Source organism: Humidisolicoccus flavus (assembly GCF_045689595.1).
In the GTDB taxonomy this organism is placed as follows: Bacteria; Actinomycetota; Actinomycetes; order Actinomycetales; family Microbacteriaceae; genus Humidisolicoccus; species Humidisolicoccus flavus.
The window spans coordinates 1,202,341-1,222,639 of the sequence record NZ_CP142724.1; the positions used below are offsets into that span (position 1 = coordinate 1,202,341).

Annotated in this window: 15 protein-coding genes; 7 read left to right on the forward strand and 8 right to left on the reverse strand. The window is 64.2% G+C overall.

Going from position 1 to position 20,299, the window contains the following annotated elements:
* Positions 1–16: 16 nt before the first annotated feature.
* The 4 genes from U2H20_RS05715 to U2H20_RS05730 are packed head-to-tail and all read right to left on the reverse strand — an operon-like array spanning position 17 to position 4,695.
* A complete protein-coding gene (locus U2H20_RS05715; RefSeq protein ID WP_430593522.1) occupies positions 17–859 on the reverse strand; it encodes a winged helix-turn-helix domain-containing protein in 843 nt (280 codons plus the stop codon).
* Positions 837–2,711 carry a thioredoxin domain-containing protein gene (locus U2H20_RS05720; RefSeq protein WP_430593523.1) on the reverse strand — a complete coding sequence of 625 codons (1,875 nt, stop codon included), beginning with the start codon at positions 2,709–2,711 and terminating at the stop codon, positions 837–839. The genes U2H20_RS05715 and U2H20_RS05720 overlap by 23 nt, the downstream gene beginning before the upstream one ends.
* Before the next feature lie 56 nt (positions 2,712–2,767).
* On the reverse strand, positions 2,768–3,592 hold the full coding sequence (locus U2H20_RS05725; protein WP_430593524.1) for an aldo/keto reductase: 825 nt from the start codon (positions 3,590–3,592) through the stop codon (positions 2,768–2,770).
* Positions 3,589–4,695, reverse strand: coding sequence for a bifunctional 2-methylcitrate synthase/citrate synthase (locus U2H20_RS05730; protein ID WP_430593525.1), 1,107 nt, complete (start codon positions 4,693–4,695; stop codon positions 3,589–3,591). The genes U2H20_RS05725 and U2H20_RS05730 overlap by 4 nt, the downstream gene beginning before the upstream one ends.
* A gap of 161 nt (positions 4,696–4,856) precedes the next feature.
* Between U2H20_RS05730 and U2H20_RS05735 the strand changes: the two genes are divergently transcribed.
* Entirely contained in the window at positions 4,857–6,860 is a 2,004-nt protein-coding gene (locus U2H20_RS05735) for a BCCT family transporter (RefSeq protein WP_430593526.1), read from the forward strand.
* A gap of 131 nt (positions 6,861–6,991) precedes the next feature.
* Here the strand turns inward: U2H20_RS05735 and prpB are convergent, their stop codons facing one another.
* The 4 genes from prpB to U2H20_RS05755 form a co-directional block, all read right to left on the reverse strand.
* Entirely contained in the window at positions 6,992–7,903 is a 912-nt protein-coding gene (gene prpB, locus U2H20_RS05740; protein ID WP_430593527.1) for a methylisocitrate lyase, read from the reverse strand.
* A complete protein-coding gene (locus tag U2H20_RS05745; RefSeq protein ID WP_430593528.1) occupies positions 7,903–9,408 on the reverse strand; it encodes an MmgE/PrpD family protein in 1,506 nt (501 codons plus the stop codon). Before U2H20_RS05745 ends, prpB begins: the two co-directional genes overlap by 1 nt.
* Positions 9,409–9,579: 171 nt before the next feature.
* Entirely contained in the window at positions 9,580–9,870 is a 291-nt protein-coding gene (locus U2H20_RS05750) for a DUF1540 domain-containing protein (protein ID WP_430593529.1), read from the reverse strand.
* A gap of 135 nt (positions 9,871–10,005) precedes the next feature.
* Entirely contained in the window at positions 10,006–11,778 is a 1,773-nt protein-coding gene (locus U2H20_RS05755) for a DEAD/DEAH box helicase (protein WP_430593530.1), read from the reverse strand.
* Between the two features lie 73 nt (positions 11,779–11,851).
* Between U2H20_RS05755 and hrpA the strand changes: the two genes are divergently transcribed.
* The 6 genes from hrpA to U2H20_RS05785 all read left to right on the forward strand — a co-directional run bounded on the left by hrpA (position 11,852) and on the right by U2H20_RS05785 (position 20,288).
* On the forward strand, positions 11,852–15,586 hold the full coding sequence (hrpA, locus tag U2H20_RS05760) for an ATP-dependent RNA helicase HrpA (RefSeq protein ID WP_430593531.1): 3,735 nt from the start codon (positions 11,852–11,854) through the stop codon (positions 15,584–15,586).
* A gap of 200 nt (positions 15,587–15,786) precedes the next feature.
* The gene (locus U2H20_RS05765) at positions 15,787–16,428 is read left to right on the forward strand and encodes a hypothetical protein (protein WP_430593532.1); all 642 of its coding nucleotides are present in this window, start codon (positions 15,787–15,789) and stop codon (positions 16,426–16,428) included.
* Between the two features lie 150 nt (positions 16,429–16,578).
* On the forward strand, positions 16,579–17,085 hold the full coding sequence (locus tag U2H20_RS05770) for a hypothetical protein (RefSeq protein WP_430593533.1): 507 nt from the start codon (positions 16,579–16,581) through the stop codon (positions 17,083–17,085).
* Positions 17,086–17,170: 85 nt separating this feature from the next.
* Positions 17,171–18,349, forward strand: coding sequence for a thiolase family protein (locus tag U2H20_RS05775; protein WP_430593534.1), 1,179 nt, complete (start codon positions 17,171–17,173; stop codon positions 18,347–18,349).
* The gene (locus U2H20_RS05780) at positions 18,346–19,083 is read left to right on the forward strand and encodes an SDR family NAD(P)-dependent oxidoreductase (RefSeq protein ID WP_430593535.1); all 738 of its coding nucleotides are present in this window, start codon (positions 18,346–18,348) and stop codon (positions 19,081–19,083) included. Before U2H20_RS05775 ends, U2H20_RS05780 begins: the two co-directional genes overlap by 4 nt.
* 2 nt (positions 19,084–19,085) lie before the next feature.
* On the forward strand, positions 19,086–20,288 hold the full coding sequence (locus U2H20_RS05785; RefSeq protein WP_430593536.1) for an MFS transporter: 1,203 nt from the start codon (positions 19,086–19,088) through the stop codon (positions 20,286–20,288).
* Positions 20,289–20,299 lie beyond the last annotated feature (11 nt).

Here is a 20,299-nt window from a genome sequence, read left to right on the forward strand (position 1 = left end):
GACAAAGGCGTCTTGGTCACGACACAGCGTTGGCTACGAGAACGCACTCCGCACGGAGCGCTGAAAGCTCCGGAAGCGCGCCAGGATTGCCCGAGAGGTTGAGTAGAGGCAGGGTCTTCCGAAGCAGCTCCCTTTCAATAGCCTCGTGATCTGAGGAGAGCGTGAGCCAGTTAACGAGCAGGTTCTCATTCACCCAGGTGATGATGGCCCGCTCGTCGGAGGGAGCGAAGCTGTAGTTCCGCTTGTTCTTCTTGTCGATCAGGCTTCCAACAGGCGGTCGGAAACCCAGCACGGCTCCGATACTTCGGAAGAACGTACCGTGTCCGCGTGCGCGCAGTTCCTGCTCTAAAAAGCGGCGCTTGAGACTCGTGCGAGCGATGCCGACATAGAGCAGATCGTGGCCGCGCTGTCCACACAGGCTTCCGAACGGTTCCGGAAGCGCCTGCCTGTCCCGAATCCGAATCGCGTAAAGGCCGGGAAGGTTCGGCACGTCCGGGTCAACCTCACCGGCGGGACGAAACACACTGGGCGCGAATAGCGCCGTTTCCACGTCGGACGCGGCCGCCAGCGATCCGGAGGTCTGAAGGGTCGGGAGTGATGGCGTTTCCGCCAGGTTGCCTCCACTGCCCCCGCCGTTTCGTGACGAAGCGGACCAACCCGCAAGGCTGATCGTGCTCCCGGCCTGACTGAACAAACGGGGGTAGTTCCGAGTGCGGCCGTGAATCTGGAGGGCTGAGACTGGTGAGCCGTCACGCTTTGCGTAGAGCCCGCGTGCGTTGATCTGGTCAGCGATCTCCGTCGTGGTCATCGACTTTCCGGCGATTTCGAGCACTTCCTCAATGGCTTCGTGAAGCTTCATCGCTGCTCCTGTCGATATTTGTTCGGTGCCATCGCCTGTCGGCGGTCCGATAGCTACGAGAGCTGACGTACAAATCCTTCCGCGGCGCTCTCGGTCGCGGGAGCGCACAGACGAACGACTCGCAGACATAGGCTGCGGGCGCGGTCTTCTCTGCGAAGAGCACGCCAAAACCGTGTTCGCTCCATTTGGCGCACTGACCCGGCGTGACGAGCACAAGCGTCGAGACTGCCTCGCGATCTTCGTTCGTCGGGATGCCCGTGACGATTCTGGTCTCAGGGCCGCGGTTCAAAGACGCAAAGCACCGCAGGGCAACTGATCCGCCGATTGGCGCTCGACGTGTGAATCCAACGAGCGGCTCGAGCAGCGCCTCCGCAGCCTGCAAATGTTCTTCACCGGAGCCGAGTTCGTACAGCGCGATTCGAGCCTCGGCGAGCGCGCTGCGGCCACCGGCGAAATCGCCATCGGTCTCCGGAGGGCGCGAAAGCGCGGCACTCGCCTGACCGCCCGTGGCAACGGTGCCGTCGGGCTCGGGTGACAGCTCGATCATCGAGCGCGCCGCAAGCGCGTATTCGTGGTTTCCGGTCGCTCGTGCGAGCGAGAGCAAGCCGCTCGCGAGCAGCCCGACGTCGGTCGCGGTGACCGGTGCCTCCGAGTCGATGCCCGCAGGGAAATTCGTCCCTGATTCGTTCGAACCGGCGTCGCCAGCGCCCGAGTGACCAGCCTCCGTGACCTCCCTCGGCGAAGAGCGGTCGAGCGTGGCATGCACTCGAACTGCTCCGTCAGTGCCGAGCCGTCGCAGGTAGACCTGAGCGCTCTCCTCGGCGAGCGCGAGCACGCTCGGCTGGTCGAAGCGCATCGCAAATCTCGCGAGCGCGTCGATCACGAGCCCGCCGTGCGCCGTCACGGCAATCGGATCGATCGCCGGCGGCTCCATCGATGCCCGGTCACCGCGATACCAGGCGCCTTCGGTGAGCACTCCTGCAACCAGATTGTCTGCATCCTGCGCGGCCGCGAACACTCCGCTCGGGAGTCGCAGTGTCGTAATCAGGAACTGCACGATGCCGCGTGCGATCCCCTCTTCTCCGAGCGTGGTCGCTGCTCGGAGCAATTGCGCGTTATCAGTGACGGTGCGTTCGTAGTGCGGTGTCCCCCAGTCGGGCCGAGTCGCGTAGCGGAAGAAGCCGCCGTCCTCAGCACGAAGCGGCAGCGCCGAGCGCAGCAGCCTCCGAGCCAGCGCTGCTTGGCCGTGCTCGCTGAGCGTCACGATAAGGGCTGCGTGAGGAAATTTCTGTTCGCCGTTGATCCCGCCATGCGACCGGTCTTCGAGCGCACTGATGAGTTCGAAGGCGGCGCCGACGAGGTCTGACGAGTCCGCGGCCGACTCTTCTGCAGAGGTGCGCAGGATCGATTGCACCTGCGCCGCGGTCGACACCACACGTTCGCGGTTCTCACTCCACCCGCGCGCGCACGCCTCGAGGACCTGTTCGAGAGCCGGAAGCCCCGAACGCGCCGTCTTCGGGAAGTACGCACCAGCGAAGAATGGCGCGCCCTCAGGGGTGAGGACGACGCTGAGCGGCCAGCCCAGATGCTTCGAGAAGGCACCGGCGGCGGCCATGAGCGCATCGTTGACGTCGGGTCGTTCCTCACGGTCGACCTTGATCGCCACGAAACCCTCGTTCAAGCGCGCCGCAGTGTGTTCGTCTTCGAAGGATTCGCGTGCCATCACGGTGCACCAGTGACAACTCGCGTACCCCACGGAAACGAACACGGGGACGTCTCGCGCGGCGGCTTCAGCGAACGCCTCTTCACCCCACGGAAACCAGGCAACCGGTTGCGCCGCGTGCTCACGCAAATACCGGCTCGCCGAAGAGGCGAGCCGGTATCCGCGTGGGCTGGTCGAACGATCGATCAGGAAACCTCGGCCGGGTCGGCGCCGACGCGCTGCCCCGCATCGAGTGCCGTGATCGCAGCCATCTGGGCCTCGTCGAGTTCGAATCCGAAGATGTCGAAGTTCTCCTGCATGCGGCCACGGTTGTTCGACTTCGGGAACACGATCGTGTCGCGCTGGATGTGCCAGCGCAGGATCGTCTGCGCCCAGGAGACGCCGTGCGCCTCCGCGATCTCGCCGATCACCGTTGCGGAGTAGTCGACGCCACCGGCGCCGAGCGGGCTCCAGGCCTCGGTCTTGATGTTCTTCGACTCACCGAGTGCCGTCGTCTCCGCCTGCTGGTAGCCAGGGTGCAGTTCGATCTGGTTGACGACCGGAACCGCGCCGCCTTCGTTGAGCACCTCGGTGAGGTACGGCACGACGAAGTTCGAGACGCCGATCGAGGTGGTGAGCCCTTCGCTCTGGAACTCCTGCAGCGACTTCCAGCTCTCCAGGAAGAGACCGTTCGCCGGGCACGGCCAGTGGATCAGGTAGAGGTTGACGCGGTCGAGGCCGAGCTTTTCGAGGCTCGTCTCGATTGCGGCCCGTGCACGGAGCGCGCCCTGGTCCTTGTTCCAGAGCTTCGTCGTGATGTAGAGCTCGTCGCGCGGGATCCCGCTCGCCGCAATCGCGCGACCGACGCCCTCTTCGTTGCCGTAGATCGCTGCAGTGTCGATGTGGCGGTAGCCGACTTCGAGTGCGTCGCTCACGATGCGCTCGGTCTCGTTCGGGTCGACCTTGAAGACGCCGAAGCCGAGCTGCGGAATCGTGGTGCCGTCGTTGAGCGTCAGTGATGGGACTGTCATGAGAATGACCTTTCGTTTGGACCGTTGTATTCGGAGAGCGGACGAATGAGCGCATTGCTCGCTCGTTGCTCACGGATGTGCGCGCTCCAGCCGACGACTCGGGAAGCGACAAACAATGGGGTGAACATTTCGGTGTCGAAGCCGATGAGCGCGTACGCCGGACCCGCCGGGTAGTCGAGATTCGGTTTGATCGGCTTGCGATCGGCCATCGCCGTCTCGAGCGCGCGGTACAGCTCGAGCACCTCCGGCTGCTCGTAATGTTCGACCAGGCGCTCAAGGGCGGCCTGCATGGTGGGCACGCGACTGTCACCGTTCTTATAGACGCGGTGGCCGAATCCCATGATCTTGCGCTTCTCTTCGAGCGCCGACTCGAGCCAGGCCTCGGCCTTGTCTGCAGAACCGATTTCGTCGAAGACGTGCTTGACTGCCTCGTTCGCTCCCCCGTGCAGGTTGCCCTTCAGCGCGCCGATGGCTCCGACGACTGCGCTGTGCAGGTCGCTCAGGGTCGAGGTGATGACGCGAGCCGTGAATGTCGAGGCGTTGAAGGAGTGTTCGGCGTACAGCACCATCGACACGCGGAACGCGTCAACTACCTCTGGCGCCGCCTCCTCGCCGAAGGTCATCCACAGGAAGTTGGCCGAATAATCGAGGTCGTCGCGGGCCTGGATCGCGTCTTCGCCACGACGACGACGCTGCACGTAGGCGACGATTCCGGGCAGCGCCGCGTAGAGCCGCGTTGCCTTTTCGAGTTCGTCCTCCGGTGAATCGCCGAGGGATTCGCTCGCACCGAGCACGCTGACCGCAGTTCGCACAACATCCATGGGGTGTGCGGTGGCCGGCAGTTGGTCGATGACGGCACGCACGTCTGGATCGAGTGCGCGGTGGTGACGCTCAGTGGCCTGGAACTCCTGCAGTTCCGCCTCATCAGGAAGCTCACCGCGCAGGATCAGGAACGCGACCTCCTCGAACGAGCAGTTCGCCGCGAGGTCTTGCACGGGATACCCGCGATACAGCAAAGAATTGGTCTCCGGGTTCACCTTCGAGATCGCTGTCTCATCGACAACAACCCCAGCGAGGCCCTTACGAATTTCGGATGTCGCCACGTTGCCCTCCTCAGTCTCCCCCACCGTATCGCGAGGCACTGACCTGATCTCCTTTAGGGTCAATCGCCCCTGGTTTGCTAAAATTCCCTACTTGTCTGGTGTTTTTCATGGGAAACCTGATCTGGACGTCCATTGCTCGAGTGACGGGATAACGACGAACGATGCCAAAGAATCCGGGCGCTGACGCGTCAAATCTGCCAGATGGAGCGGGCAACAGCCCCGAGAACGCTTCCGCAGTCGCACCGAAAGAGAAGGTCCGCTACAAGGTCGTTCGGCGAGTCGCTGAACCCTCCCGGCGCATTCTTCGCGAAGTCAACACGCCGAACGAGATCCACCCCGCACTGATCCCAGGCATCTCGGTCGAACAAACCACTCCGAAGTTCACGACGAACTGGACCGTCTTCGTCGTCGCCGGCATCTTGACCGCCGCCTTCATCGTCTGGGGAATCCTCGACACCGAGGGTCTCGAGTCCGTTGCCTCCGCAGCACTCATCTGGACGACCGATTCCTTCGGCTGGCTCTTCAACACCCTGACCATCGCGGTGTTCATGTTCATGCTCTGGGTCGGCTTCGGCCGCTACGGCCGCATTCGTCTCGGCATGGATGACGAAAAGCCCGAGTTCTCCACGTTCTCCTGGATCGCAATGCTCTTCGCGGCGGGCATGGGCATCGGCCTCATGTTCTTCGGCCCATACGAGCCACTCGCATTCTTCACCGACCTCCCGCCGCTATTCAGCGACCTCGAGCCGGGCTCCCGTGAGGCGATGCTGGCAGCGATGTCGCAAACGATGTTCCACTGGGGCCCGATGGCGTGGTCGTACTACGCGCTCGTCGGTGGTGCGGTCGCATACGCCGCGTATCGCCGCGGTCGCAGCCCGCTCATGTCCTCACTGCTCGAACCGATCTTCGGCGAGCGCACGCGTGGACCGCTCGGCGCGATCATCGACATCGCAGCAATTCTCGTCACGCTCTTCGGAACCGCGGTTTCTCTGGGTATCGGCGCCATGCAGATCGGCCGTGGCGTTGAGATCGTCGGCGGGCTCGGGCAGGTCGGCAACGGCATCATCATCGGCATCATCGTCGTGTTGACCGTCGTGTTCATCACCTCCGCGGTCTCGGGCGTCAAGCGCGGGATCCGGATCCTGTCGAACATCAACCTCGTCATGACCGGCTGCCTCGCGCTGTTCGTGTTCGTCGCCGGACCGATGATCTTCCTCCTGAACTTCGCACCGAGCGCCCTCATGGCGTTCGTCGGCGACTTCGTGCTGATGCTCCGTCAGGGCGCCGTCTATGGCCCGGATTCGGCGCAGTTCATGCGCGACTGGACTACCTACTACTGGGCATGGTGGGTCTCGTGGACGCCGTTCGTCGGACTCTTCATCGCGAAGATCAGCCGCGGTCGCACCCTCCGTCAGTTCGTCGGCACCGTCATCATCGTTCCGAGCGCCGTCTGCCTCGTCTGGTTCGCGATCTTCGGTGGCGCAACCATGTGGTTCGAAGAGGCGGGTGCTCGCATCAGCGAAAGCGAGCGCACGCAGGACATTCTGTTCGCGCTCCTCAACGAACTGCCCTTCGGCATGGTGACCTCGGTCATCGCGATGATCGCGATCGTGATCTTCTTCGTCACGAGCGCCGACAGCGCCTCGCTCGTCATGGCCGGACTCAGCCAACGTGGAAACCCTGCTCCTAGCCCATGGGCGACCATCACCTGGGGAATCGGCCTCGGCGGCATCGCAATCGTCATGCTGCTCGTCGGTGGGGAATCCGCGTTGAACGGTTTGCAGAGTCTCGTGATCGTGACCGCGCTCCCCTTCGCCTTCGTGCTGATCCTCGTCATGATCGCGTGGGCGAAGGAACTCTCACGCGACCCGTATACGATTCGTCGGCGCTACGCGCGAGAAGCGATCGTGCAGGGTGTTCGCGACGGCATCGAGAACTACGGGGACGACTTCGTCTTCGCAGCCGGTGCTTCAGAGCCAGACCGTGGAGCGGGTGCCTGGCTCGACAGCGAAGACCCAGCGCTCACCGACTGGTACGAGGCGGGCGGCGACACGGTCGTCCTGCACGACGGTGACGGCCCCGTCCGCGGACCGCACCTCGGCAAGGCGGGCGACAACGATGCAGCGGGCGACGCTGGGACGGACGAAGAGGCACCGAAGAACTAGGCGCAACCCCCGCGCAGCAAGAGAGGGCGCAGCAAGAGAGGCCATCACCACGATTCGATTCGTGGTGATGGCCTCTCTTGTCTGTCATACGCCAAGTGCGGCAGAGCGCTGCAGCGCCGACTCGATTGCCGCTACGCCGAAGGGTGCTCCGGCACTTCGAAACGGAAAATGCTGTCGTCGAACGCGTTGTACGCCTCGTAATCGAGCAGTTCGTACAGCCGCGCCCGCGTCTGCATCGTCGGAACCGCGCTCGTCAGCGATCCTTCTGCGCTCAAGGTATCGAGACCGCGCTCTGCGGCCCCCATCGCCAGGCGCAGCAGTGAGACGGGGAAGATCACCATGTTGACGCCCACGCCCTGCAATTGCTCGACCGAGAAGAGTTCGCTCTTTCCGAACTCCGTCATGTTCGCCAGGATCGGCACATCGACCGCGGCTCGAACTGCCTCGAACTCGGCAAGGCTTGCCATCGCCTCGGGGAAGATCGCGTCGGCTCCCGCATCGACCAGTCGCTTCGCGCGATCCACCGCGGCGTCCATCCCCTCGACACCACGAACATCGGTCCGTGCCATGACGAGCAGGTTCGAGTCGCGTCGCGCGTTGACCGCCGCGGTGATCCGCTTCGCCGCCAGCTCGATACCGACGACCTCTTTGCCGTCGAGATGACCGCAACGCTTCGGATTCACCTGATCTTCGATATGCAGCCCGGCGACGCCCGCGTTCTCCAGCTCGTGGACGGTGCGCGCGACATTCATGGGCTCGCCGAATCCGGTGTCCGCATCGATGAGCGCGGGAAGGTTGGTCATGCGGGCGATCTGCGCGCCTCGCATCGCAACCTCGGTCAGCGTCGTCAGCCCGATGTCGGGAAGCCCAAGGTCGGCGGCGATGACGGCACCCGAAATGTAGACGCCCTCGAAGCCGCGCTCCTCGATCAGCTTCGCCGAGAGCGGGTTGAAGGCTCCCGGGAAGCGTTGGATCGTGCCGCTCTCCAGGGCGAGCCGGAATGCCTTTCGCTTCGCGGCGGCGTCGACTGCTGCGTAGAGCATTAGAACAGCCCCTTCGTGGCTGGCGGCAAGGTTGCCGCATCGATTGCGATATTCAGTTCGCGGACTCCCTCGGCGTCGAGTTCCGGCAGCGACTCGGCCAGTGCCAAGAACCGGTCGATCGCGGCATCGCTCGCGATCCCCTCTGCGAGCGTGCGGAGCTTCGTCACGTAGTTCTCACGAGCGAAGGGTCGAGCGCCTGCCGGGTGCGCGTCAGCGAGCGAGATTTCCCGAACGACTCGTTCGCCGTTTTCCAGCAGGATCTCGACGCGACCGCCGAAGGCCTTCTTGTCTGGATCCGGATCGTGGTACCGCTTCGTCCACTCGGCGTCTTCACGCGTCGTGGTCTTCTGCCAGAGCGCCACGGTGTCGGGGCGAGCTGCCCGCTCAGGAGCGTAGGAGTGCGCGTGGTGCCAGGCGCCGTCCTGCAGCGCGACGGTGAAGATGTACGGGATCGAGTGGTCGAGGGTTTCCCGGCTCGCGCTCGGGTCGTACTTCTGCGGGTCGTTCGCACCCGAACCGATGACGAAGTGCGTGTGGTGGCTCGTGTGGAGAACGATCTCTCGCACGGCGGCCGGGTCGCGAAGCTCTGGTCGTTCGTTGCCGAGCTGACGCGCCAGGTCGATCCAGGCCTGCGCCTGATACTCCGCCGAGTGCTCCTTCGTGTAGGTCTCGAGGATCGAACGCTTCGATTCGCCTGCGCCCGGCAGTGGCACTTCGTAGCGTGCCTCGAATCCGCCGAGGAGCCAGGCGATTAAGCCGTCTTCGCCCTCGTAGATCGGGGTCGGGCTGGTCTGCCCGCGCAGCGCTCGATCGACTGCTTCGACCGCCATCTTGCCGGCGAACGCAGGGGCGTGCGCCTTCCACGTCGAGATCTCGCCCTTGCGCGATTGGCGCGTCGCGGTGGTCGTGTGGAGGGCTTGGCCGATGGCCTGGAAGATCGTCTCGGCATCGAGACCGAGCAGCGTCCCGATACCGGCTGCGGCTGAGGGCCCCAGGTGGGCGACGTGATCGATCTTGTGCTCGTGGAGGCAGATGGCTCGCACGAGATCGACCTGGATCTCATAGCCTGTCGCGATGCCGCGAACCAGCTGGGCACCATTGGCGCCGGTGTGCTGTGCCACTGCAAGGATCGGCGGAATGTTGTCACCGGGGTGCGAGTAATCGGCAGCCAGGAAGGTGTCGTGGAAGTCGAGCTCGCGGACCGCGACGCCGTTCGCCCATGCTGCCCATTCGGGACTCACCCGGTCGTGGACTCCGAATACCGACGCCCCGGGCGTAAACGGGTGGCGGAGGGCCTGGTCTCGGGCTGCACTCGCTGGGGCACGCTGGATGCTCGCAACTGCAACGGCGGCGTTGTCGATGACTCTGTTCACGATCATTTCGGTGACGTCGCTGTCCACCGCAACGGGATCAACCGCGACCTGGGCGATCTTCCAGGCGAGTTGGTCCTCTCGTGTCAGGTTTTCAGAACTTTTGTGGGCTCGTAATGAATGAATCTGCACCACTTCAGCCTAGCCTCGCGGCGCGCGAAGGCAATCTGAAGGCAGTGCCCGGGATGCCGCGCACGGCCACGACTCGCGGCGCCCGAGCGCCGCGAACCGACGGCTCATGGAACCTGCAGACAAATGGTTCCTAGGCGCCCGTTACTTGGCAGGCCGGGCAGGCCACCGGGGCTGCTACTCCTGCGCGAAGGTCTCGCAGTGCGTCGTGCCCTCGCCGCCGCTGATGCGGACCGAGGCTGCGGTGCACACTGCCGACTCGTTGTGCACGCAGTCGACGCGCTTGCACGCACCGACCGATGCGATCACCTTCGGCAAACCGCCGTCGATACCCAGCGGCAGGAAGGTCGAACAGGAGGCGGCGTTGCCCTCGACCGTGATCGCGCCGGCGTGGCAGCCGTCGTGGTTGTATCCGCAGGCGGTCGCGCTGCAGGAGGAAACGTGTGGGAGGTCGCTCAACATGGTCATGGTGTTCTCCAATCGCGAGTGTTCTTGACCACAGTGTGCGCCGATTTTCCGCGCTTGTATAGCAAGGTGAGGCTGTCCTATCCGGGGATCCCCGACCGCGAAGACAACCGTCGCTTCGCGAATGCGCCGCCGGGATCAGCGAGCGCGGTCGACCTTCTTCCGGATCCAGAGAATCCGATCGCGAAGTTGCTGCATCGAGGCCTTCGGCACCTCTGGCCCACCGCACGCACGACGAGCTTCGGCGTGAACATGCGCATGCTTCGCGCCGGTGCGCTTTGCGTAGATCGAGACGAGCGAGTTGAGGAGCTGGCGCTCTTCTTTCATGGAGCGATAGAACGGCTGCACTTCTCGTTCCGGGTGCTCTTCGATGCGCTTCGCCTGCCGCGACTGGCGACGACGGAGGAGATCGGAGACCTGGTCGGGTTCGAGGAGCCCTGGGATCCCGATGAAGTCGAACTCCTCATCGGTGTTCGGCTCTGCGAGCTGCCCGTATTCCTCACCGTCGAAGAGCACTTTGTCGAAGGTCGCGTTCGATTCGAGCGGTTCCCACACGAACGGCGAGGTCTCGCGCTCACTGGCGTCTTCGGGGGCGTTCGCCGCCTCCATGAGGTTGTCGTCGAGCAGGCCATCGTCGTCCTTCGGGCGATCGAGCGCGTGATCGCGCTGGCGCTCGAGCTGAGCCGCGAGTTCGAGCAGCGTCGGCACGCTCGGCAAGAACACGGTCGCGGTCTCGCCGCGACGCCGCGAGCGCACGAAACGACCGATGGCCTGGGCAAAGAACAGTGGAGTCGCCGCACTCGTCGCGTAGACCCCGACCGAGAGCCTCGGAACGTCGACGCCCTCAGAGACCATCCGGACCGCGACCATCCAGCGGCTCGTCGAGTTCGAGAACTCGGTGATCCGGTCGCTCGATCGATCGTCGTCGCTCAAGACGAGGGTCGGGCGCTCCCCGGAGATCGAGTGGAGGAGGTCGGCGTACTGGCGAGCTTGCGCCTGGTCGGTGGCGATGACGAGCCCGCCGGCGTCTTCGACGGAGTGCCGCATTTGGGTCAGCCGGACGTCGGCGCTTCGCAGCACCTGCTGGATCCACTCGCCGCCCGGATCGAGTGCGGTGCGCCAAGCCTGTGAGGTGATGTCCTTGGCGTCCTCGTGACCGAGCGTCGCCTTCATCTCCTCGCCCATGCGCGTTCGCCACTGCATCGTCCCGGCGTAGGCCATGAACAGCACCGGGCGGACCACGTGGTCTTGGAGGGCTCGCGCATAGCTGTAGTCGTAGTCGGTCACGGAGGTACGAATACCTTGCGAATCCGGTTGGTACGTGACGAACGGGATCGCCGCGGTGTCGCTGCGGAACGGGGTTCCCGTCAGGCTCAACCTGCGCGCAGCACCATGAAACGCCTCACGGATCGCGTCACCCCAGGAGAGCGCGTCGCCGCCGTGGTGCACTTCGTCCAGAATGATGAGGCTGCGGGCGGATTCGGTGATCTTCTTGTGCACGATGGCGCGCGCTGCAACCTGCGCGTAGGTCACGGCGACACCATGGAACTGGCGTGGGTAGTCTCCGTGCGCGTTTTGGAACCCGGGGTCGAGTCGGATGCCCGCCCGGTGCGCGGCCTCCGCCCACTGGATCTTCAAGTGCTCGGTCGGTGCGACCACGGTGACGCGCTGGACGGTGCCTCGCTGCAGCAGGGCGCTGGCAAGTCGCAGCGCGAAGGTCGTCTTTCCTGCGCCAGGCGTTGCCGCCGTGAGAAAGTCGCGAGGTTCTTTCGAGAAATACTGCTCGAGCGCTTCCTGCTGCCAGGCGCGGAGCGATTGCGTCGTACCCCAAGCCGCGCGTTCTGGGAACGCGGGAGAAAGGTTGTCTGCAGCCCACGAACCGTACTGGGCCGTGCTCTGCTCTGGGGTCATGGCGGATCCACACTACCGGCGCGAGCCGACACTCGAAATCTTGCGTGTCGCAAGAACCCGGCAGAATAGAGCGGTGAAGATCTCGTTCCCGGAAGCACTGCCGGTCAGTGCCGCGCGTGACGAGATTCGCGACGCGATCTCCGCGAACCAGGTGGTCGTGATCGCCGGCGCAACCGGAAGCGGCAAGACCACACAGTTGCCGAAGATCCTGCTGGAGATGGGCCGGACCGCGATTGCGCACACGCAGCCTCGCCGGATCGCAGCGCGTACGATCGCGGAACGAGTCGCCGAAGAACTCGAAGTGCCGCTCGGCGCCGAGGTCGGGTACCAGGTTCGATTCACCGACACCGTGAGCGCCGCGACGCTCGTCACCGTCATGACCGACGGAATCCTGCTCAATCGCATTCACCGTGACCGACTGCTGAAGCAGTACGACACGATCATCATCGATGAAGCCCACGAGCGCAGCCTCACGATCGACTTCCTGCTCGGCTACCTGCGCAGAATTTTGCCGCAGCGCCCAGACCTGAAGGTCATCATCACGAGCGCGACGATCGATCCGCAGTCCTTCAGCGAGCACTTCGGCGGTGCCCCGATCATCGAGGTCTCCGGCCGCACCTTTCCCGTCGAGATCCGATACCGCCCTCTGTTCGCCGAGTCGTCCGACGACGATGGCGAGGAACCAGAAGAACAGAGCGAAGCGCTCGATCCGATCGATGGGATCCGCGCTGCGGTCACGGAACTCGAGGCGGAGGCCCCGGGTGACGTCCTGGTCTTCTTGGCCGGCGAACAAGACATCCGCGACACGGCGGATGCCTTGAGTTCCTTGCCGAGCACCACCGAGGTGCTCCCCCTCTACGGGCGCTTGTCGAGTCAGGAACAGCATCGAGTATTCGAACGCTCCATGCGCCCCGGCGTTCGCCGCCGCATCATCCTCTCGACGAACGTTGCCGAGACCAGCCTCACTGTGCCCGGTATTCGCTATGTCGTCGACGCGGGAACGGCGAGAATCTCGCGGTACTCGGCGCGCTCGAAAGTGCAGCGGCTCCCGATCGAAGCGATCTCGCAGGCGAGCGCCAACCAGCGCGCGGGCCGTGCGGGCCGAGTCGCTCCCGGTGTCGCGATCCGCCTGTACAGCGAAGAGGACTTCACTCGGCGACCCGAGTTCACCGACCCTGAAGTACTGCGCACGAGCCTTGCCTCGGTGATCCTGCAGGCCTCGTCGCTCGGGCTGGGCCCATTAGAAGAATTCCCGTTCCTGCAACCGCCGGATTCCCGCGGCATCAAAGACGGAAAAGACCTCCTGCGGGAACTCGGTGCGATCACGAGCGAGGGCAAGATCACGAAGCTCGGCCGCGAGCTCTCTCGTCTGCCGCTCGACCCGCGCTTCGCTCGCATGGTGATCGAGGCGAACCGCACGGGCGTCGTTCACGAAACGATCGCCATCGTCGCGGCGCTCTCGATCCAGGATCCTCGCGAGCGACCGGTCGAGAAGCGCGAGCACGCCAATCAGCTGCATGCGCGCTTCACCGATCCCGGCAGTGATTTCATCAGTTTCCTGCGGCTGTGGCAGCACCTGCAGCAACGGCAAGCAAGCCTCTCGGGGAACCAATTCCGCAAAGAAGTGAAGTCGGAATACCTCAACTTCATGCGGATCCGCGAATGGCAAGACGTCGTCCGCCAGCTGTCGCGAGCGATCGGCGTCCGTGCACCCGCCGCGAGCGAAGCCGAGCCGAGCGCGCCCGACGTCGATGCGATCCACAAGGCGCTCTTGTCGGGGCTGCTGTCTCGGATCGGAGTCCAGCAGGCCGACGGCCGAGAATTCGTCGGTTCCAGAAACGCGAAGTTCGTGATCTTCCCCGGCAGTGTTCTCGCGAAAAAGCCGCCGCGCGCGGTCATGGCTGCGGAATTCGTCGAAACCAGTCGACTCTTCGCTCGCACGGTCGCCAAAATCGATCTCGCCTGGGCGGAGGCGCACGCGAGCGAACTGGTGAAGCGCCAATACGGCGAACCACGCTGGGAAAAACGGCAGGGCGCGGCCATCGTCGACGAGCGGGTCACACTCTTCGGTGTTCCGATCGTCGAAAAGCGCAGGGTGCAGTACGCGCGGATCAACCCGCAGCACGCACGGGAACTCTTCATTCGCCACGCACTCGTTGAAGGCGAATGGGACAGCAGAGAGTCCTTCGTCACGCAGAACGCTGCGCTGCGCCGCGAACTCGAACAGCTCGAAGAACGCCAACGTCGCCGCGACATCCTCATCGACGACGAGAGCATCGTCGAGTTCTATGAGGAACGAATTCCAGAGTCGGTCGTCTCTGTTCGCACCTTCGAGGGTTGGTGGCGTCAGGAAAAACGTTCGAACGCGAAGTTCCTCACGATGCGAAGGAGCGACCTCCTCGGAAGCGACGGCGTCGTTGATGATGCGCTCTTCCCGAAGCAGTGGCAACAGGGCGATGCGAAACTCGCCCTCCGCTACCGATTCGAGCCAGGGACCGCAGACGATGGCGTGAGCGTGCACATTCCGGTCGCGCTCCTGGCCCGGCTGAGCCCCACCGGCTTCGATTGGCAGGTGCCAGGCCTTCGCGAAGAACTGATCGTGGCCATGATTCGAAGCCTTCCGAAGCACATCCGCAAGCACGTCGTGCCTGCAGGTGACTTCGCGAAACGCTTCGCGAGCGAGTTGCCCAACGAACCGGATGAGCGCGCGCTGGCCTCGCACCTGGCCTCGAAGATCGCGCGACTCGGGACGAACGCGACTGCCGAGGACTTCGACGAGTCACGAATTCCCGCCCACCTGCAGATGAACTACGTCGTCCTCGGTGGCCGCGGCAAAATTCTCGGGAGCGGAAAGAGCCTCGAACTCCTGCAGGAGCGATTCAAAGACCAGGCGCGCGACAGCGTCGTGAAGGCTGCGCTCGCTGCGCCCTCGAACAGCGGACTCGAGCGCGACCGGGTCGATCGCTTCGACACCGCGCTCCCCGAGCACGTCGATATTCGCCAGCACGGCAGCGTCGTCCGGGCGTTCCCTGCGTACACGCCCAACGGCGACGGGACAATCGGCGTGCGCCTGCACACCAGTGCGAGTGAACGCGACGCCGCGCAGCACGAGGCAGTGACCCGAATGCTCATCGCCGCTGTGCCGAGCCCCGCCAGTTACGTCCGCGATCACCTCACGGGGGCGGAGAAGCTTGCACTCGGAGCGAGCCCCTATCCGACCACCGCTGCGCTCTTCGATGACATCATGCTCGCGATCATCGACGATGTGCTCGCGCAGCGCACTGCACCGGTGCGCTCGCCAGACGATTTCGAAGCCGCTCGCGCCGCCGTTTCGGAACGGCTCGTCGAACGGATGCTGGCAGTGACGAGTGACACCGCGAAGATCCTTGCTTCGGCACGAGACGCGGACAAGGCGATCCGTGGCTCCAGTTCGCTCGCCCTCATGGCGACGCTCGCTGAAGCTCGCGAACATCTCGGCACGCTCGTGCATGCCGGATTCGTTCGAGAGGCAGGCATCACTCGCCTTCCACGAGTGGACGTCTACGTTCGCGCCATCACACACCGGGTCTCGAGACTGGCCGAGACGATGCACCGCGACCGGGTCTGGGCCGAGGAGATTGCGACCGCGACCGCCGCATACACGAACGCCGGCGGCTCGTTCCCGCTCGCGGCTGGAGCTCCCGAGCACCTGCAGCAGGCGCGATGGATGCTCGAAGAGCTGCGCGTCAGCCTCTTTGCCCAACCGCTCGGCACCGCCGGATCGATCTCCTCCCAACGCATCATGAAAGTCCTTCGCGGCGCGTCATGATCAGCTGCGCTCGCCTCAGTGAGCGGAATGGTTCGACGAGCTCCCAGCAAGCATTCGGGAATCTTCCATAGACTTGGCTCTGCATTACCGAAGTGCGCATCCGAAAACGTCAGCACCTTGACCGGTCGAAGCTCGGCACCACGAAGCGTTGACCACAAACGCTTGCATGGTCTCCGATGACTTCCGACGAAAGGCACCCCATGAGCCCCACACTCCCGAACCGTTCCCGCCGATCGCTCGTGGGCCTCGCCCTCGCCGGTCTCGTGACCTTCGGCCTCGCCGCGTGTGTTCCGGCCCCGCCGAGCATCAACGGTGGTGGCACCCCTCCATCGGCGAGCTCGGATTCAGAAACGACAAGCGAACCATCGATTACTCCGAGCGACGTTGACGTCGATGAGGAAGAGACCGACAACGGCGACGACAGCGGAAGCGGAAGCGGCGGCAACGCTGCCGATTCAGACCACCCGATCGCTTCCAACGGTCAGTGCACCGAAGAGTTCTACAACGCGTTCAGCTCGGGATCGAGCAGCGGATGGACCGACGGCTTCGCGCTCCCCGACCTCCTCGACGGCGTCGATGTCCTGTGCGCCACGAGCTTCGACCTCGTCTCGGTCTCCTACGCCGTGATCGCTGATCAGGAGAGCTACGAAACGTTCTTCTCGAACCTGAAGGAGCTCGACCCGAGCGCCTCGATGTTCGGAACCACGATCCTCAGCAGCCCGGAAGAGGGAACCCTCGTCGGTGGAACCCTCGAAGAGATGCTGCAGTCGGTTGACCCAGACAACTCCTGGCCCGACAACGACAAGCTGTTCCTGGTCATGATGATGTCGCTCGGTTCCTGAGCGCTCGAAGCACCCCGAATTTCACAGACGGCCGCGCCCACTCCGGTGGGCGTGGCCGTTTTTCTGCCACATGAACGAACACTGAGGCCGATCTGGGTTCGGGCATCGCGCATCGGATCACAAATGTGCAGCCCGTAGAGTAGAAGCATCATGAAGACAGTGCGTACGAGACTTCGCAGTTTTGCCGTTCTTGCCATCGCGGGCGCAACGCTCGCGCTGACCGGATGCTTCGCTCCGCAAAATGTCGACGAAGCACGGTGCAGCGATCAACAGATCAACGCACTGCTCTCGATGAGCGGGATCTCACTTCCGGCGGGTGTCATCGGACTCGCGAACGCGAACTTCTCCCCGGAGTCGGCCATTGAAGGTTTTGACCCGGTGTGCGTCGCCGGTCTCGATGTCGCTGTTGCAGGCGTCAACGCCAAGGGAGCGGTCGCGGTCTTGCCGGGCGGACCGGACGCGCTCGACGAGATCTTCCAGAACTTCGACGAATCAGGCTGGGCCCCGCAGCGAATCGCAGACACGGTCAGCGCCTCGCCCACCAACATCGGCACCATCGTCGCCGCGCCACTCACCGCACTCGTCACGAACGAAGAATCACTTGCGCATTTCGAAAATCCGAGTGAACTCATCGTGGTCGTCGTCGCCGGAGGGTAAACAGACGCCGAACGCTGGACGAGCGCTCGCGTTCGACATTCCGGGAGTCCTCGGAGCCAGATAGGTTGGCTCGTGGAGGTTCATCGTGGGGTTCAGGAATACCGTCATCGTCGACAGCGTGCGAACACCGTCCGGAAAAGGAAAACCCGGTGGTGCACTGAGCGAAGTGCACCCCGCGGCACTCCTCGGCCAAACACTGCACGCACTGCTCGAGCGAAGCAGCGTCGAGCCCGGCTCGATCGACGACGTGATCGCCGGGTGCGTGAGCCAGGTCGGCGAGCAGAGCGCGAATATTGCGCGCAACGCCATCATGAGTTCGGGGCTTCCCGTCACTCTTCCCGGCGTCACCATTGACCGGCAGTGCGGCTCAGGTCAGCAGGCGACGCTGTTCGCCGCAGCCCTGGTGGAGACCGGAGTTGCCTCCCGAGTCATCGCCGGCGGCGTCGAATCGATGAGCCGGGTGCCGCTCGGCAGCGCGCAGGCGGGCCAGGATCCCTTCTCGCCCGCGAGCCACGAGCGGTTCGGAACCCTCGTCCATCAGGGAATCTCTGCAGAGCTCATCGCTGCTCGTTACGGCTTGAGCCGCGCAATGCAAGATGCCTTCGCTGCGCAATCCCACCAGCGCGCGTCCGCCGCCGACTTCACTCGAGAGCTCACAGGGGTACTCCTCCCCGACGGCAGGCGCCACGACGTTGACGAGACGATCCGAGCCACGACAACGATCGAAGCATTGGGCACGCTGAATCCTGCGTTTCGCGATCCGGCGATCGAATCACGGTTCCCGGAAATCCAGTGGAGCGTCACCGCCGGATCATCGTCGCCGTTCACCGACGGCGCCGCAGCGGCACTCGTCATGCGCGAAGACGAAGCGCGCGACCTCGGTCTGCGACCCCTTGCTCGCATCGTCGACGGGCTGTCGGTCGGCAGCGACCCGATCGAGATGCTCACGGGCATCATTCCCGCCTGCGAACAACTCCTCGAGCGCAACGGACTGCACTACGACGACATCGATCGTTTCGAAGTCAACGAGGCGTTCGCCTCGGTGGTTCTCGCCTGGATACAGCACAGCGGCGTCGACCCTGCGCGAGTGAATCCCGAGGGCGGGGCGATTGCGCTCGGGCATCCGCTCGGTGCGACCGGAGTGCGGATCATGACGACACTGCTGCACGGATTGCACCGCTCCAACAGCCGCTTCGGGGTGCAGCTGATGTGCGAGGGAGCCGGTATGGCGAACGCCACACTGTTTGAGAGGATTGTCGAATGAAATTGCAAGGTTCCTCAGCGCTTGTCACAGGTGGTGCGAGCGGTCTTGGCGCAGCAACCGTCGCGGCACTGCGCGAGGCGGGCGCAGACGTGGTGATCGCAGATCTGCGCGCGCACGACGATACGACAGTCCACTCGGTCGTCGGCGACATCACGGAAGAGTCGGTCGTCGCTCAAGCGATCGCGGCTGCGAATGCGCTCGCGCCCTTGCGCACCGTCGTCAACTGTGCGGGCGTTGCAACCGCGGAGCGCACGGTCGGGAAGACCGGTCCGCTGCCGCTGGAGAACTTCGCCCGCGTGATTCAGATCAACTTGATCGGCACCTTCAACGTCGTGCGTCTCGCGGCTGCTGCGATGCAGTCGAACGAAGCAATCGAAGGCGAGCGCGGCGTCATCATCAACACCGCTTCCGTCGCGGCCTTCGACGGGCAAATCGGTCAGGCCGCGTACTCGGCCTCGAAGGGCGGGGTCGCTGCGATGACCCTCCCGTTAGCCCGCGAGTTCGCGCGCTCGCTCATCCGAGTCATGACGATCGCTCCGGGCATCTTCGAGACACCGATGATGGCTGGTCTGCCCGAGGCCGCACAGGCATCGCTCGCGGAGCAGGTGCCGCACCCCTCACGACTCGGAAAACCGAGCGAATACGCGGCGCTCGTGCGCCATATTCTCGACAACCCGATGCTGAATGGTGAAACCATCCGTCTCGATGGTGCCATCAGAATGCAAGCGAGGTAGGAGTGTCGAAGTACACCCAAGTCGCAAAAACGCCCGGGGTCTCCCGGATCATGGCCGCACAGCTCGTCGCCCGCTTCCCGGGCGGCATGTACTCGCTCGGCGTGCTCATGCACATCGAGCAGCAGCACGGTTCGTACGGGGCCGCGGGGCTCGTGCTCGCCGCGATGAGCATCGGTCAGGGCATCAGCGGACCCGTGACGAGCCGGTGGATGGGCCGCTTCGGAACGAGACGCGTGCTCCTTGCCACCATGATCGTGTGCATCGCAGCGATCCTCACGATTGCGGTGTTCCCTCTCCCGGTATGGGGTGCGATGATCGCCGGATTCATCGGTGGATTCGCGTTCCCACCCGTGCTCCCAGCCGTTCGCACCCTCTACCCCAAGATGGTGCCGCAGAAGCTGCTCACCTCCTTGTTCTCGCTCGATGCGACCCTGCAGGAAGTCATCTGGGTCATCGGACCGGTCGCCGTCACCTTCATGGCGACTCAGGTCGGAACGACTGAAGGCCTGTTGCTCGCGCTCGCGTTCCAGTTGCTCGGAACCCTCTGGTTCACGTTCTCCCCGGAGATCGGCAAGCTCCGGATCCCGCTTGCGAAGCGGAAGCTCGGCGTGGTGCTGCGGAAGCGCCCCGTGCTCTTGAGCATGGTCGCCGGGCTCCTCCTCATCGGAAGCTGCTCGGCGATCGAGGCCGGTGTGGTCTCGCTCTTCGGCCACGGCAATGCCAACGCGGGCATCATCCTCGGTATCTACGCGATCGGTTCCTTCGCCGGCGGGCTGTCCTTCGGGCACCTTCCCGTGCGCAGGCATTCACTCGGGCTGCGACTCGTGCTCGTGCTGTTCGGCACCGCACTCAGCGCCTTCCTGCTCGACTTCTGGGGCCTTGCGCTCGCGCTCTTCATCGCGGGTCTCGGCATCGCTCCGGCACTGGCGGCGATGAGCAGCATCGTGGCAGGCACGGTGAAGTTCAGCGACACCGCGGAAGCGTACGGCTGGGTGGGCACCGGGCAACTGATCGGTGCCGCGACCGGCAGCGCAATTGCAGGCTTCAGCATCGACGCGTTCGGTGCTGCCGGGGCCATGTGGACTGCGATCGTGTACGTCGCACTCGCCGCAGCGGTCGCGCTCGTGTTCAGAAAGCACCAACCCGACCTCCGACACGGGATCGAAAGTCCGGCCGACACCGGACCAATGGAACTCGCACGCTGACCGTGAGCGCC

Coding starts and splice junctions, on each gene's coding strand:
- prpB (WP_430593527.1), bottom strand. CDS start 7,903: ATGCTCTACGCAGCAGTCGACGCCGCCGCGAAGCGAAAGGCATTCCGG.
- U2H20_RS05725 (WP_430593524.1), bottom strand. CDS start 3,592: ATGACAGTCCCATCACTGACGCTCAACGACGGCACCACGATTCCGCAG.
- U2H20_RS05735 (WP_430593526.1), top strand. CDS start 4,857: ATGCCAAAGAATCCGGGCGCTGACGCGTCAAATCTGCCAGATGGAGCG.
- U2H20_RS05755 (WP_430593530.1), bottom strand. CDS start 11,778: ATGACCCCAGAGCAGAGCACGGCCCAGTACGGTTCGTGGGCTGCAGAC.
- U2H20_RS05750 (WP_430593529.1), bottom strand. CDS start 9,870: ATGACCATGTTGAGCGACCTCCCACACGTTTCCTCCTGCAGCGCGACC.
- U2H20_RS05765 (WP_430593532.1), top strand. CDS start 15,787: ATGAGCCCCACACTCCCGAACCGTTCCCGCCGATCGCTCGTGGGCCTC.
- U2H20_RS05715 (WP_430593522.1), bottom strand. CDS start 859: ATGAAGCTTCACGAAGCCATTGAGGAAGTGCTCGAAATCGCCGGAAAG.
- U2H20_RS05780 (WP_430593535.1), top strand. CDS start 18,346: ATGAAATTGCAAGGTTCCTCAGCGCTTGTCACAGGTGGTGCGAGCGGT.
- U2H20_RS05770 (WP_430593533.1), top strand. CDS start 16,579: ATGAAGACAGTGCGTACGAGACTTCGCAGTTTTGCCGTTCTTGCCATC.